This is a genomic window from Clostridium beijerinckii, assembly GCF_036699995.1.
Taxonomy (GTDB): domain Bacteria; phylum Bacillota; class Clostridia; order Clostridiales; family Clostridiaceae; genus Clostridium; species Clostridium helianthi.
In genome coordinates this window covers 4,663,363-4,677,386 of sequence record NZ_CP144906.1, presented here as the reverse complement: position 1 = coordinate 4,677,386, position 14,024 = coordinate 4,663,363, and the positions used below count along the sequence as shown (strand labels likewise).

Here is a 14,024-nt window from a genome sequence, read left to right as displayed (position 1 = left end):
TGTAAATGTATGCTTTCTATGTTTTATGTTTCTAAAAATTGTGCTTATGTTGAATGTTTGTATATTTTTATTAATAAAAATTAGAAGCGGATTTATGATTTTGGTAAGTTATCACATAAATTTAGTTTTAAAGTTGGATAGCTATATTCATAAAGTATGTAAGTACCATAGAGGAGGATTAATTAATGGAAGCAAAGTTAGAATTTACTTCAAAATATAAATCAATCAGTACATTAACAATATACTATGGAGGCCATGAGGTCTGTGCGCCATCCCATTCTTTTGGGCCTGCCATTCGTCATCACTATCTTTTGCATTATATTTTAAATGGAAAAGGGAAATATTATGTAAATAACAAATGCTATGAATTACAAAGAGGAGAGGCTTTCTTAATTTGTCCAGGTGAATCTACCTATTATAAAGCAGATAAAGAAGAGCCTTGGGAGTACTGTTGGGTAAGTTTTGATGGGAATGATGCTAGCACTATTCTAAAAAATTGTGGATTATCAAAAAATAATTTAATTTTTAAGGATAATAGTAATGGGATTTTCAAAGAAAGGCTACTTTCACTAATACATAATTATGAAGAAGATAGTCACAATGAGTATGCTCTCATTGGTCAGTTGTATATGTGTTTTTCAACCATGTATAATCAGGTGAATATAAAAGAAAAAAATACTTGTGAATCATATGCTGATAAGGCCCGCGATTATATTTATAATAACTTTGGCTATGATATCAAAGTTAGCGACATAGCTAAATACGTTGGAATTGATAGAACATATTTATATAAAATATTTATGGAGGAATATAAAATTTCACCTCAGAAATATCTTATTTCTTTTCGGTTAAATACTGCTGTGAATTTACTTGAAACTACGAAAATGAATATAACAGAGATTTCTTATTCTTGTGGATTTAAGGATACTCCTACTTTTTATAAACATTTTAAGAAACAGTTTAATATTACACCTGTGCAATATAGAAAAAGTAACATTGATTATATTAAACTACCTAATGAATAGAAAAGTTGATATTAATAGAACCAGATTAGTGTGATTAGTTATAAAATTGATATAGTGGTATAATTTAAATATAAAAATTATAAGTAATTATCTTTAAATTAAATGGAAAAATAACGTATAAACATTTTTGTGTAAAAGGAGATGTTATCATGAATGAAGTATTACAAAACATATTAACAAGAAGAAGTGTGAGAGCTTTTAAGGAAGAACAATTAAAAGATGAAGAATTAGATTTAATTTTACAGGCAGGAGTAAATGCACCAAGCGGAATGAACAAACAAAGTTGGCAATTTACAGTTGTTCAAAGCAAAGAAAAGATGGAGCAGCTTGCAAAAGTAGTTAGAGAAGCTTTGAAAAGGGATGCTGGATATAACTTTTATGCGCCTCCAACTTTAATTATGTTGTCTAATGATAGAGATAATACAAATGGACTTGCAGATTGTTCTTGTGCATTAGAAAATATATTCTTAATGGCAAATTCACTAGGAATAGGCTCATGTTGGATTAATCAATTAAAGAATATTTGTGATGAAAAAGAAGTAAGAGAAGTATTAAATAGCTTTGAAATACCTGAAAATCATATTGTTTGGGGAATGGCAGCTTTAGGGTATCCGGCTAATACACCGAAGGCACACGGAAGAAAAGATGGAGTGATTAAATTCATAAAGTAATATCTATTAAAACAAATATCAGAATCAAGATGTGTTTCAATATAGAGAAAAATAAGCAAAATATCCTGAGTCTAGGAATTTGCTTATTTTTTATTCTGTAGGAAATCTACACATATAAAAAGAGTTTGAAGCACAATACAGAATTTATCTAAAGTCACCTGAAACTTTGTTCTTTAAAAATTAGCAATAATTGAATTATGAATAAATTACTATAAATAGTTAGAAAATAGAATGTTATAATATATCAAAAATAAAATTTACTATTTTATTTTTTAAAATAATTATTAGTATGTATATTTATCATCAATTGCATATATATGTAATTTAGGCAAAACTTTTTAAAATATACAAAAAAGTATTGACTATATAAAAGTAGAGGAATATACTTATAACATAGTAAACTGATAAGAATTATATGAGAAAGTTAAGGAGTGGTTGGAATGTCAAAGATATATAAGAATTTAGCAGAATTAGTAGGTAGAACCCCATTACTAGAAGTTGCAAATTATAGTAAGGGAAAAGATTTAAAAGGAACAATATTAGCTAAGTTGGAGTATTTTAATCCAGCAGGAAGCGTTAAAGATAGAATTGCAAAGGCTATGATAGAAGATGCTGAAAACAAAGGGTTATTAAAACCAGGATCAGTAATAATTGAGCCAACTAGTGGTAATACAGGAATCGGTATTGCATCTGTAGGTACTGCAAAAGGGTATAAGGTTATAATTGTTATGCCAGAAACAATGAGTGTAGAAAGACGTAGTCTTATAAAAGCTTATGGAGCTGAAATAGTTCTAACTGAAGGAGCAAAGGGAATGAAAGGGGCTATAGCTAAAGCAAGTGAGTTAGCAAATGAGACTCCAAATTCATTTATACCAGGACAATTTGTAAATCCAGCCAATCCAGAAGTTCATAAAAATACAACTGGTCCTGAAATATGGGAAGATACAGATGGAAAAGTAGATATATTTGTTGCAGGTGTTGGTACAGGTGGAACTGTTACAGGAGTTGGAGAATACTTAAAGTCTAAAAATCCAGATATTAAAATTGTTGCAGTAGAACCAGCTGATTCACCAGTTTTATCAGAAGGTAAATCAGGACCTCACAAAATACAAGGAATTGGTGCTGGATTTGTGCCAGATGTTTTAAATACAAAAATATATGATGAAATTATAAAAATAACAACAGAAGAAGCATTTTCTGCTGCTAGAGAATTATCTAAAACAGAAGGCTTGCTTGTTGGTATTTCATCAGGAGCTGCTGCATATGCTGCAACAGAATTAGCAAAACGTCCAGAGAATGCAGGAAAAACAGTTGTGGTATTATTACCAGATACAGGAGAACGTTATTTATCAACTGCATTGTTTGAAGATAAGTAAGAATATATAAGAAAAATTAATCATAAACTCAATTTGCTTAGTTTTAAGTGAATTGAGTTTATTTTCGGTATATAAGATTATAGATTTTGTATAAGTAAATTAACAATAAGCCATATGCATAAGTTCAACACTTATTTGTCTATAGAACTCCAACTTGAAAATTTGAGATATCACAAACATAGAAATTGGATACATATTTGTATAGTAGGCATTTGAAAATAAGCTGCTTAGGTTCTTAAGGGAAGGTTGTTCATTTACTGCCTGTCACACTGAAAGTGGGAGCATGCAGTAATGGGTGCAACCTGCCATTTAGAACCTTTCAGCGAAATTTTCATAGTCCTATGGAACAAATATGTATTCAATTTCGTTGGGGATTCACATAAGTTAGATTCTCATTGCGGAACCCTATATGTGATTAGAAGTGAAGTATTATATAAATCTATCTAATTAATTTATATAACTCACTTTCTTCTTTATTAATTCTCTTTTCTATAGCAACTAAGATTTTTTTTGTTTCACTTATAAAAACTTCATTGCCTTCAGATATTATTTTACTCTTTGTATTAAATTTATTTTTGTAATTTGTAAATGTATCTGAAATTCCACCCATTTCATTAATATAGGAATTTGCTAAATTTTTAAGTTTATTATCATCTCCGTTAAGTAGATTAGGGTATAAAAATTTATCCTCTGAACTTAGATGGATTTTCAACTTTCCAGCAAGTTTGTTTATATGTGTAGTTATGTCCAAAAGGTCAGATTCAAATTTTTTATTATTAATTGACTCATTTATATAATTTATTTCCTCAAAAATGCCCTTATGCTCTCTCATCAAATTATCTATATTCATAATTAACACCTCATTAATATTTGTAATTCATTAACTAAAGTATAGTTTTTATATGATAATAAGTATGTAACAAGAGTTACAATATTTATTTATTTATTTATTTATTTATGAATATTTATCTTATAACTGAAAATTTTAGTATTAGCACTGAAATAACAAGAAGATTATTAATTGTCCAATGTGCACTAAATTATTGTCTATAAAATTATAGAATATATATTGCCAATATGGTATTATAGTGTTGACAAAGGTGTCTTTATTATTAATAAAGGCATTTTTTTATATTCTTTTATTGAAAATTAAGATTATAAGAAAATGCTAAGTTAGAGAGAAATTATCAGTAGTTTAGAATCAACAATTAAACTACTTAGGGGGAGTTAAAATGAATTTTAATTATAATTTACCAATAAATCTTCTATTTGGAAGAGGGAGAAGTAATGAAATAGGAATTGAGGTTGCTAAGTATGGAAAGAAAGCGCTTATTGTAACTGGGAGAAACAGTACAAAAAAAAGCGGATTACTTGATAAGACTATAGCTTTGTTAAATGAAGCAAAAGTTCAATATGAAATTTTTGATAAAGTAGAGCAAAATCCACTTACTACAACTGTATATGAAGGGGTGGATGTTATAAAAGAAACTGGATGTGATGTTGTTTTAGGGCTTGGTGGTGGAAGTATTATGGATGCAGCCAAAAGTATAGCCTTTTCAGCTAAAAATCCTGGAGATATATCAGAATATATATTTGGTATTAAACAAGGGAGTGAAGCATTGCCTATAGTTCTAGTTCCGACAACATGTGGGACTGGAAGTGAAGGAAACTGTTTTTCAGTTCTTACAAATCCTGAAACTAAGGATAAGAAATCCCTTAGAACAAATATAATTATTGCAAAAGCATCAATTATTGATCCAGAACTTATGGTGACAATGCCAAAGAGCATACTTGCATCTGTTGGATTTGATGCATTAGCGCATAATATGGAAGCGTATTTATCAAAAATAGGACAGCCATTAACAGATATGAAAGCATTTTATGGAATAAAATTATTAGCAGAGAACTTAATTAAAGTGTACAATGATCCAAGTGATTTAGATGCATGGGATAGTGTAACTTTAGCAAGTACATTAGGTGGAATGGTGATAGGAATAGCAGGAGTAACTGCACCTCATGGACTTGAACATCCAGCTAGCGGATTACATGATATTGTTCATGGTAAAGGATTGGCAGCTCTTACACCAATTATTGTTGAAAAATCATGGGAAAGTAATTTAGAAAAGTACAGTAACATATCTAAACTATTAGGAGGAACTGATGCAAAAGACTGTTCAGATGCTATAAGAAACTTTCTGAAAAAAATTGATTTGAAAGTTACTTTAGGGGAGCTTGGTATTACAGAAAAAGATGTAGAATGGATGGCTGAAAACTGTATGAAGGTTTCAAAACCAAGTATAGCAAATCATCCTAAGGAATTTTCATTAGAAGAAATTAAGGATATATATTACAAGTCATTATAATATAGAAATTTAAAGTAATTTATTAGATGCAAAGGCGCACTGAAATAAAAATCAGTGCGCCTTTTATGTTATCCAAATTAAAAAGTATTTATTAGGAGGAATAATTATGGAAAAATCAGGTTTAAAGAAGGATAATTTAAGTATTATTGAAACAGTGGCTTTATCAGTGGCTATTATAGCACCAACAGCAGCGATGTCATTAAATATATCTCTAATGGCTCAAACATGCTCGTTTTCTGCACCACTTGTATTTCTAATTTCAACTATAGTAGTAGGTCTTGTATCATATTCGATTATAAAATTTAATCATTATATATCTGCATCAGGTTCACTTTATGCTTTTACTAAAACAGCCCTAGGAAATAAAATGGGATTTACATCTGGATGGGCACTGTTACTTGCCTATATTGCATTAGCAGGAGGCACTGCAGCAGGGTTTGGTAATTTCTTCTCTGGATTTTTATCTGTATTTGGATTTCATGTAAATTGGATGCCAATCTCAATAATAGCATCTATTGCAATGATTGCATTAGGAATCATTGATGCAAAGATATGCAATAGAATTATTCTAGTAATAGAAGGAATATCAATATTACTTATACTATTACTTTCAGTTGTAATTTTAATTAAAGTTGCCACTACAAATGGTTTGAGCTTGATTCCTTTTAAGAGTAACGGGGTTAGCACATCAGCTTTAGCTTCAACTTCAGTATTTGCATTTCTTTCTTTTATAGGTTTTGAAAGTGCTTCAAGTTTAGGTGAAGAAACAAAGAATCCTAAAAAATTTATTCCAATAGCAATAATAAGTGCTGTATTTTTATCAGGTTTATTTTACTTAGTTTGTAGTTATGCACAAGTTATAGGTTTTGGTATTGATGCAAAAGGACTTGAGGCGTTATCTTCTTCAACACTTCCACTTTCAGATTTATCAACAAAATATATGACAGAAGGATTTGGTACAATATTAATGTTGGTTGCTGCATGTTCAAACTTTTCTTGTGCGCTTGGATCTTATTGTGCTGGTTCAAGAATGTTATTTGCATTAGGTAGAGATGGAATAATGCCAAAAGCGATGATGAAAATACATCCTAAACACAATACACCATATTTTGGATTAATATTAATAATAATAATATCAGATATAGTTCAAATTGCATTATTTAAACATGATGGTATAGAAGTGTTTGGTTATTTGGCAACAATAGGATCATTAGCTATACTTGTTTCGTATATATTTACAAGTATAGGAGCTATGGTTTATTTTACAAGAAACAAAGTATGGGGAAAAACTCATTTAATAATACCACTAGCATCAATAGCAGCCTTGTTATATGTATTATATTCTAATGTTTATCCTATACCAGAGTTTCCTAATAACCTATTCCCATATATAGTATTGGCATGGATTGTAATAGGTTTTGTTATTAGTAATATATTTGGAAAAAGTAAGATTAAAAGTGATGAAAAGAGAGAGGGTTACGTATTAGAAGTAAGGGGATGGAAAGATGAAAATAAAAGTTACTTGCGTTCAAATGGAGCCAAAACTAAATGATGTAAAGTATAATTTAGAAAAGATGGTTACATTCATAAATGAGATTATGGAGAAAGATAGTGAAACTGACTTAATAGTATTTCCTGAGTTAATTACATCGGGATATGAATGTGGCAATAAATTTAAAGAACTAGCTGAAGTAGTGGAAAGTAGTAATAGTATAAAAGTCATAAGTGAACTTGCAAAGAAATTTGGTACTAATATAGTTTATGGATTTCCAGAAAAAGATGGTGTTCTAAAAGATGTTCTTTACAATTCATCTGTGTGTATAGATAGTAGTGGGAGAGTGGCAGGAGTATATAGAAAAGTACATCTATTTGATACAGAAAAAAGATATTTTAAAGCAGGCTGTGAGTTCCCAATTTTTAATACCTCTTTTGGAAAAATTGGAGTAATGATTTGCTGGGATACTGCATTTCCTGAAGTTGCAAGGACTTATTGCTTGAAAGGGGCTGAGCTTCTTGTGGTTAATACTAATTGGGAAAAGCCATATTCTGATGATTGGGATTTAGTAACAAGAGCACGAGCGTTTGATAATTGCATATATTTAGTAGCAGCTAATAGAATTGGACAAGATAAAGAATTGGGCTTTTTTGGCCATAGTAAAATAGTAGACCCTGTTGGAAGACCATTAAAAGAGTTAAATGATGAGATAGAGGGAATAATATCTGGGGAAATAGATTTAGAATTGCCTAGAAAGCTTAGATCCGAATATTACACTTTATTTCAAGATAGAAGACCTGAACTATACAAAGAGATAATAAAAGAGTAATAACAAGTTAAAATATTTAACAAGGAAGTTATATATTGTATACAAATTGTAGTTGGAGTGATAGATTCAAGCATTATTGAATAAACTTAGTGTTGAATCAAATAGTGTGCATACTGCACAAAAAAATTGTTATTTATGATTATAGAAATAGGGGAACTACCATGATAATATTATCCTAACGCAAAACAATGTAATAATTTAATATTAAATGCGAAGGCGCACTGTAAGAAAAAAACGGTGCGCCTTTTTCTTATTACTTTAGATGAAGTGGAGTTGAGAATATGTATAAGGTTAATGAATTATCAAAGAAATATGGAGAGTTAGAGGTTTTAAAAAATATAAGTGTAGATATAAAAGAAGGGGAAGTAGTTTGCATAATAGGACCATCAGGATCTGGTAAAAGCACATTTTTAAGGTGTTTAAATTTATTTGAAGTTCCAACAGGTGGGGAAATGTTCTATGATGGTAAAAATATACTGGGTAAGAATGTTGATAGCCGTTCTCTTAGGGAAGAAGTAGGAATGGTATTTCAAAAATATAATTTATTTCCACTACACACAGTGATAGAAAATGTTATTTTGGCACCTGTGCTTACAAAAAAGAAAAATAGAAAAGAGGCTGAGGAAATAGCTCTAGAACTTCTTAAAAAGGTTGGTTTAAAAGACAAAGCAGATGTATATCCTAGGACTCTATCTGGTGGGCAACAGCAAAGAGTTGCAATAGCAAGAGCACTAGCAATGGAACCAAGGATGCTCTTATTTGATGAACCTACATCAGCGTTAGATCCAGAATTGGTTGGTGATGTGTTAGATGTTATGAAGCAATTAGCTAAGGATGGTATGACTATGGTAGTTGTTACTCATGAAATGGGATTTGCTAGAGATGTATCTGACAGAGTAATTTTTATGGACAAGGGTTATATAGTTGAGGAGGGTACGCCAAAAGAGATTTTTGCAAATCCAAAAAAACCAAGAACAAAGGAGTTTTTATCTAGAGTTTTAAACTAAATTCACATGTTAAATTTGAAATTACTATAGATAATGAAAAGATTCAACATTAAAAATAATTACGAAAAGGGGAAATTAATTATGAAAAAACTAGGGAAAAAATTATTAGTTGTAACAATGGTTATAATGAGTTGTATTGGATTTATGACGGGATGTGGTTCGGGAAGTTCTAGTACTACATCAACATCAGCAGGTAATGATAAATCAAAGGATACATTAGCAGCTGCAAAAGAAAAAGGGGTATTAACAGTTGCTTCATCAAATGATGCACCATTTGCATTTATGGATGCTAAAACAAATGAATTTACTGGAATTGATGCAGAAATCATAACAGAAGTTGCAAAAAGATTGGGAATTAATAAAGTTGAAATGAAGCAAATACCGTTTGAAAACCTGTTGGTTGAGTTAAATAATAATACAGTAGACATGGTAACAGATGGAATGTATGTTAAAGACGAGCGTAAGAAATTAGCATTATTTACAAACATATGGTATAAGGAAGGCGAAGCTATAGTAATTCCTAAGGATTCAAAAATTGCAAGTAAAGACGATTTGAAGAATGCAACATTGGGCGGGCAAAAAGGTACAGCATTTCTTGAAACAGCTCAAAAGTGGCAACAAGATGGATCCGTGAAAGATGTTAAAGTATTTGGAAGTCAATCTGAATTAATGTTAGCAGTAAATACTGGTAAGGTAGATGCATGTATAACTGATGGAATGGTTGCAGGGTATACATTATCACAAGATAGCAGTCTTAATTTAAAGATATTATCTCCATATAAAGCTGAAACATCTGGAATGATAGCAGCAGCTGTTAGAAAAAATGATAAAGCTTTAGCAGATGCAGTTAATGAACAGATTGATGAAATGAAGAAAGATGGAACAATATTAAAACTTCTTAAGAAGTATGGAATGAATGAAGATTATTTTGTATCAGTAGAAGATGGTAAAGCTTCTGACAAGTAACAATATAAACTAAAAAAGAATCCAGACGGGTTCTTTTTTAGAAGGGGAGGAAATATATATGGATATTCTATCTAATTTAGATTTTGGTACAGCTTTCAAGTTCTTAGTACCTTCATTAAAGGCAGGTCTTTGGGTTGTAGTACAAGCGACGGTATTTGGATTTTTTTTAGCAATAATTTTAGGATTATTTATTGCAATTGGACGTATTAGTAAAATAAAAATTTTAAGAGGATTTTTATTAGTATTTTTAGAATTTATAAGAGGAACTCCTTTATTAGTTCAATTAGTATATATGTATTATGTAGTACCGCTTTTAGTATCTATCATTGTACAAATCTGGAATCCAGGATATCAATTTAAAATAAGTTCGCTAGTTGCGGGAACACTAGGTCTTGGGATTAACTATGGCTGCTACATATCGGAAGTTATTCGTTCATCAATATTATCAATAGATGGAGGGCAAACAGAAGCAGCATTAGCATTAGGACTTACAAGTAATCAAACTATGTTTAGAATAATAATACCGCAGGCACTTCGGAATGTAATACCTGTCTTTGGGAATTACCTTGTAATGATGTTAAAAGATACATCACTTCTTGCATATGTCTCGGTTAGTGAACTATTATTACGTACTCAAAGTTATGCGTCTCAGTCATTTTTAACTATTGAATCATATACAATTTTAGCAGGATTTTATTTAATATTAAGTTTGCCACTTTCACAACTAGTAAAATTAGTAGAAAAGAAGATGTTGAAATTTAACTAGTGGGGTATATGGTGAACAATTATTTAGGTGTCACCTGGTAAATTATTTTCTATTATAAACGTTTATGTAAAAACTGTAACTAAGAATCAAGGTATTTACCCATATTAAAAGAGAATATGAAACATTGTTAGTAGAAGGTTGAGCAAATTCTGATTATATCAATAAATATTGAGAGTAAGAAGAATTTGATCAACCTTCTTTTTAATATGAAAAAATTATCATAATATTATATCTTTTTTTATGAGGAGATATTATTATAAAAATATAATAAATAAAGATGACATTTTAAATAATTAGAGGGGCAAGGGTGAAGTTTATGTCAATTTCGGTAAAAGATATACTTAAATTAGATTCCTTAAGAAAAATTAATCTTGTTGGTGGAGAAGGTGGCTTAGAAAAAAGCATAGAGTGGATATATGTGGCGGAATGTTTTGAGAATCCATTGGAGGGAATTAAATGGCTGCAAGGTGGAGAAATCATATTTATAACCGGCGTTGGAATTAGAGAAAATGAAGGGCTATTATTAGATTTTATTAAAGGAATTAGTGAGAAAAATGGTTCGGGCTTAATAGTAAATATAGGTCCATACATAAGGAATGTATCTGAAGAGGCGATTAAACTTGCTAATGAACTTGAAATTCCATTGTTCACATTACCTTGGGAAGTTAAATTGGTTGAAGTCTCAAGGGAAATTAGTAATGCTATTATTTTATCTCGTATTGAGGAAAATTCTTTATCACATTTTTTAAGTAATATTCTATTTGGAGATGGTGAATTAGAAGGAGATGCAATACAAAAGGCCGCATATTTTGGATATAATCTATCAGGCGGATGTTGCATATGTGTTATAGATATTGATGGTTTCGAGAGATATTTAAAGCTAAAGAATTTAGGTGATGAGAAAAGTATATCTAAGATTAAAATAAATTTTAGAAAAATAGTTCAAGATATACTTGATAAACATGCACTAAAGGTACCAATAATAGATAAGGATGATGCTGTGATCTTTTTTATTAGGTCAGAAGAAAATTGCATGAATAGATTAGACAAGGCTTTAAAAGAGATACAGTCAGCTACAAAGAATCGCATGGATGGAATGTCTGTAAGTGTAGGAATAGGAAACTCGTACAAGGATTTAAAAATGATGAAACAATCATTAAATGAAGCGGAGCTAGCTATAGATAGCGCAAAATGCCAAGGTTTAGATGACACAATTACAAGATACAAAGATATAGGGATTTACAGCATACTTTTCAGCGTTGAGAATAGGAGTATATTAGAAAATTATTTCTCAGAAGTTCTAGGTCCAATTAGTAGTTCTGATAGTAAAGATAACAATTTAGTTGAAATATTGGAGATGTATCTAAATGAGAATTGTAATATTACAGTTACAGCGGAAAAGCTATTTCTTCATAGAAACACCCTTAAATATAAAATTAAAAAAATAGAAGAACTATTAAATTGTGATTTACGGAATTTTAATGATTGTATTAAAGTAAAGATTGCACTAGACATTGGTAAAATTCTTAAATAGGCAGATGAATAGTGTATATATTGTATATAATTTGTTGTTTAGAGCCTTCATTGATATTTTATAGTTTTTCTAAATAAAAATATTTATGATTTTAGTAAGTTGCAAAACAAGTCTAAGTTATATATTAATAAAATATTTGAAAAATAAATAATATGGCCAATGTGCACTAATATGTTATTTTTAAGCATGTATTAATCTAAGTTTTAATATGTTTATGTGTATTTGATCTCGGTATTTTAGTCAAAACATACAAAAACATTATAATGCTTGGACATAGAAAAGAAAAATAGAAAGTATTATTATATAAACAAGTTAAGAAATTTAAATAAATTTTATAGGCAATGGAGTCTTTCGTGTAAATAAACATGATGGCTCCTTTTTTATGGAATTAGAAATATATTAAGAAAATAAACGTTAATGGAGGGTTTTATAATGATAGAAGAATCAAATGTAAAATTAGTAACATCAATACCAGGTCCTAAATCAATAGAGATATTAGAGGAAAGAAAAAAATATGTTGCCGATGGAGTTTCGGTATCAACAGGTATTGCTATAGCTGAAGCAAAGGGAGCATTAATTAAAGATGTAGATGGAAATGTATTTTTAGATTTTGCAGCAGGAATTGGTGTTCAAAATGTTGGACATTGTGATCCTGAGATTGTTGAAGAAATAAAGAAACAAACAGAATTATTTATTCACCCAAGCTATAATGTAGTAACATATGAATCTTACGGTGCTTTGGCAAAAAAATTAACTGAAATAACAGTTGGAGATTACGAAAAGAAAGTAATGTTTGCTAATAGTGGAGCAGAAGCAGTAGAAAATGCTATAAAAATAGCAAGAACTTATACTAAGAAAACAGGAGTACTTTCAGCTACTGGGTCTTTCCATGGTCGTACAAATATGACTATGTCAATAACAAGTAAATACAAACCATACAAAAATGGTTTTGGACCATTTGCACCAGAAACATATAAATTTGATTTCCCTTATTCGTATAGAGCACCACTTGGAGTTTCAGAAGAAGAATATGCAGATGAATGTATTAATAGACTAAAAACTATGCTTAAAACAACTCTTTCTCCAGACATGATTGCATGTTTAATAATTGAGCCATTACAAGGTGAAGGTGGATTTGTAGTTCCATCTGCAAAATACATGAGAGAATTGCAAAAAGTTTGTAATGAGAACAATATAGTATTTATAGTTGATGAGATACAAGCAGGATTTGCAAGAACAGGAAAAATGTTTGCACATGAACATTATGGTATAGAACCAGATATTATTACTATGTCAAAATCAATAGCTGCTGGGGTACCGCTAAGCGCAGTTGTTGCTAAAAAAGAAATCATGGATTCAGCCTGTGTTGGTGGAATTGGTGGAACGTATTCTGGAAGTCCTCTTGGATGCGTAGCAGCGCTTAAAGTTATTGAGAAGATTGAAAAAGAAAATCTATGTGAAAAATCATTAAAACTTGGCGGATATATTATGGAAAGACTAAATGAGATGAAGGAAAAGTATACAGTTATAGGAGATGTAAGAGGTTTAGGTGCAATGGTAGGATTAGAATTTGTAAAAGATAGAAGCACAAAAGAGCCAGCAGCAGATTTAGTTAAATCTATAATTAAAAAATGTTATGAAAATGGTGTTATATTCTTAAATGCAGGTATACTTGGAAATGTAATTCGTTTCCTACCACCATTAGTTATGACAGATGAACAAGTTAAATATGGAATGGATGTATTGGAAGAATCAATAAAAGAGTGTATATAAATAATATTCAAATATTTTAGAAAGTACTTTTATATATGGACTGTAAAAAAGTTTGACAATAAAATATCCAAGTAGTAATATTAGATTAAAGCAAAGAAGCTCACACAGTGGGATTCTTTGCTTATTTTTTGTATAAAAGAAAATTTTTTTACAATAATAATATCAATTTAGATTGTTTTTACAGAATAGGTTTTTGAGTGTGAGCATATGGAGGGGAAC

The 14,024-nt window shown here is 30.1% G+C and carries 12 protein-coding genes; 11 read left to right on the top strand and 1 reads right to left on the bottom strand.

Annotated elements, in window-relative coordinates; translation table 11 throughout:
- The first annotated feature begins 185 nt into the window (after positions 1 to 185).
- From PZA12_RS21410 to cysK, 3 genes are all read left to right on the top strand, one after another.
- Entirely contained in the window at positions 186 to 1,025 is an 840-nt protein-coding gene (locus PZA12_RS21410) for an AraC family transcriptional regulator (RefSeq protein WP_078114491.1), read from the top strand.
- 149 nt (positions 1,026 to 1,174) lie between these two features.
- Positions 1,175 to 1,696 (top strand): nitroreductase family protein, encoded by a 522-nt coding sequence (locus PZA12_RS21405; protein ID WP_077842390.1) that lies wholly within the window; start codon positions 1,175 to 1,177, stop codon positions 1,694 to 1,696.
- A 440-nt stretch (positions 1,697 to 2,136) separates the two neighbouring features.
- Entirely contained in the window at positions 2,137 to 3,072 is a 936-nt protein-coding gene (gene cysK / locus PZA12_RS21400) for a cysteine synthase A (RefSeq protein WP_077838876.1), read from the top strand.
- A gap of 439 nt (positions 3,073 to 3,511) precedes the next feature.
- Here cysK and PZA12_RS21395 read toward each other — a convergent pair whose 3' ends face one another.
- The gene (locus PZA12_RS21395) at positions 3,512 to 3,922 is read right to left on the bottom strand and encodes a hemerythrin domain-containing protein (protein WP_078114492.1); all 411 of its coding nucleotides are present in this window, start codon (positions 3,920 to 3,922) and stop codon (positions 3,512 to 3,514) included.
- Positions 3,923 to 4,304: 382 nt separating this feature from the next.
- Here PZA12_RS21395 and PZA12_RS21390 point away from each other — a divergent pair, with 382 nt between their 5' ends.
- From PZA12_RS21390 to gabT, 8 genes are all read left to right on the top strand, one after another.
- On the top strand, positions 4,305 to 5,435 hold the full coding sequence (locus PZA12_RS21390; protein WP_078114493.1) for an iron-containing alcohol dehydrogenase: 1,131 nt from the start codon (positions 4,305 to 4,307) through the stop codon (positions 5,433 to 5,435).
- 106 nt (positions 5,436 to 5,541) lie between these two features.
- Positions 5,542 to 6,987, top strand: a complete 1,446-nt coding sequence (locus tag PZA12_RS21385) for an APC family permease (protein WP_078114494.1) — start codon at positions 5,542 to 5,544, stop codon at positions 6,985 to 6,987.
- Positions 6,941 to 7,759: a carbon-nitrogen hydrolase family protein gene (locus PZA12_RS21380; protein ID WP_103697605.1), complete on the top strand. Its 819-nt coding sequence runs from the start codon at positions 6,941 to 6,943 to the stop codon at positions 7,757 to 7,759. The genes PZA12_RS21385 and PZA12_RS21380 overlap by 47 nt, the downstream gene beginning before the upstream one ends.
- A gap of 281 nt (positions 7,760 to 8,040) precedes the next feature.
- The gene (locus PZA12_RS21375; RefSeq protein WP_103697604.1) at positions 8,041 to 8,766 is read left to right on the top strand and encodes an amino acid ABC transporter ATP-binding protein; all 726 of its coding nucleotides are present in this window, start codon (positions 8,041 to 8,043) and stop codon (positions 8,764 to 8,766) included.
- 81 nt (positions 8,767 to 8,847) lie between these two features.
- Positions 8,848 to 9,732 carry a substrate-binding periplasmic protein gene (locus PZA12_RS21370; RefSeq protein WP_017212546.1) on the top strand — a complete coding sequence of 295 codons (885 nt, stop codon included), beginning with the start codon at positions 8,848 to 8,850 and terminating at the stop codon, positions 9,730 to 9,732.
- Positions 9,733 to 9,790: 58 nt separating this feature from the next.
- Positions 9,791 to 10,498: an amino acid ABC transporter permease gene (locus tag PZA12_RS21365; protein WP_077830609.1), complete on the top strand. Its 708-nt coding sequence runs from the start codon at positions 9,791 to 9,793 to the stop codon at positions 10,496 to 10,498.
- A 316-nt stretch (positions 10,499 to 10,814) separates the two neighbouring features.
- A complete protein-coding gene (locus PZA12_RS21360) occupies positions 10,815 to 12,032 on the top strand; it encodes a PucR family transcriptional regulator (RefSeq protein WP_103697603.1) in 1,218 nt (405 codons plus the stop codon).
- 432 nt (positions 12,033 to 12,464) lie between these two features.
- Complete coding sequence (gabT, locus tag PZA12_RS21355) at positions 12,465 to 13,805, top strand: 4-aminobutyrate--2-oxoglutarate transaminase (RefSeq protein ID WP_077309247.1); 1,341 nt, start codon at positions 12,465 to 12,467, stop codon at positions 13,803 to 13,805.
- Positions 13,806 to 14,024 lie beyond the last annotated feature (219 nt).

What these genes read in the sequence shown, in the direction of transcription:
- PZA12_RS21395 (WP_078114492.1), bottom strand. Translation starts at nt 3,922, where the DNA reads ATGAATATAGATAATTTGATGAGAGAGCATAAGGGCATTTTTGAGGAA.
- PZA12_RS21360 (WP_103697603.1), top strand. Translation starts at nt 10,815, where the DNA reads ATGTCAATTTCGGTAAAAGATATACTTAAATTAGATTCCTTAAGAAAA.
- cysK (WP_077838876.1), top strand. Translation starts at nt 2,137, where the DNA reads ATGTCAAAGATATATAAGAATTTAGCAGAATTAGTAGGTAGAACCCCA.
- PZA12_RS21405 (WP_077842390.1), top strand. Translation starts at nt 1,175, where the DNA reads ATGAATGAAGTATTACAAAACATATTAACAAGAAGAAGTGTGAGAGCT.
- gabT (WP_077309247.1), top strand. Translation starts at nt 12,465, where the DNA reads ATGATAGAAGAATCAAATGTAAAATTAGTAACATCAATACCAGGTCCT.
- PZA12_RS21410 (WP_078114491.1), top strand. Translation starts at nt 186, where the DNA reads ATGGAAGCAAAGTTAGAATTTACTTCAAAATATAAATCAATCAGTACA.
- PZA12_RS21365 (WP_077830609.1), top strand. Translation starts at nt 9,791, where the DNA reads ATGGATATTCTATCTAATTTAGATTTTGGTACAGCTTTCAAGTTCTTA.
- PZA12_RS21375 (WP_103697604.1), top strand. Translation starts at nt 8,041, where the DNA reads ATGTATAAGGTTAATGAATTATCAAAGAAATATGGAGAGTTAGAGGTT.
- PZA12_RS21380 (WP_103697605.1), top strand. Translation starts at nt 6,941, where the DNA reads ATGAAAATAAAAGTTACTTGCGTTCAAATGGAGCCAAAACTAAATGAT.
- PZA12_RS21390 (WP_078114493.1), top strand. Translation starts at nt 4,305, where the DNA reads ATGAATTTTAATTATAATTTACCAATAAATCTTCTATTTGGAAGAGGG.
- PZA12_RS21370 (WP_017212546.1), top strand. Translation starts at nt 8,848, where the DNA reads ATGAAAAAACTAGGGAAAAAATTATTAGTTGTAACAATGGTTATAATG.
- PZA12_RS21385 (WP_078114494.1), top strand. Translation starts at nt 5,542, where the DNA reads ATGGAAAAATCAGGTTTAAAGAAGGATAATTTAAGTATTATTGAAACA.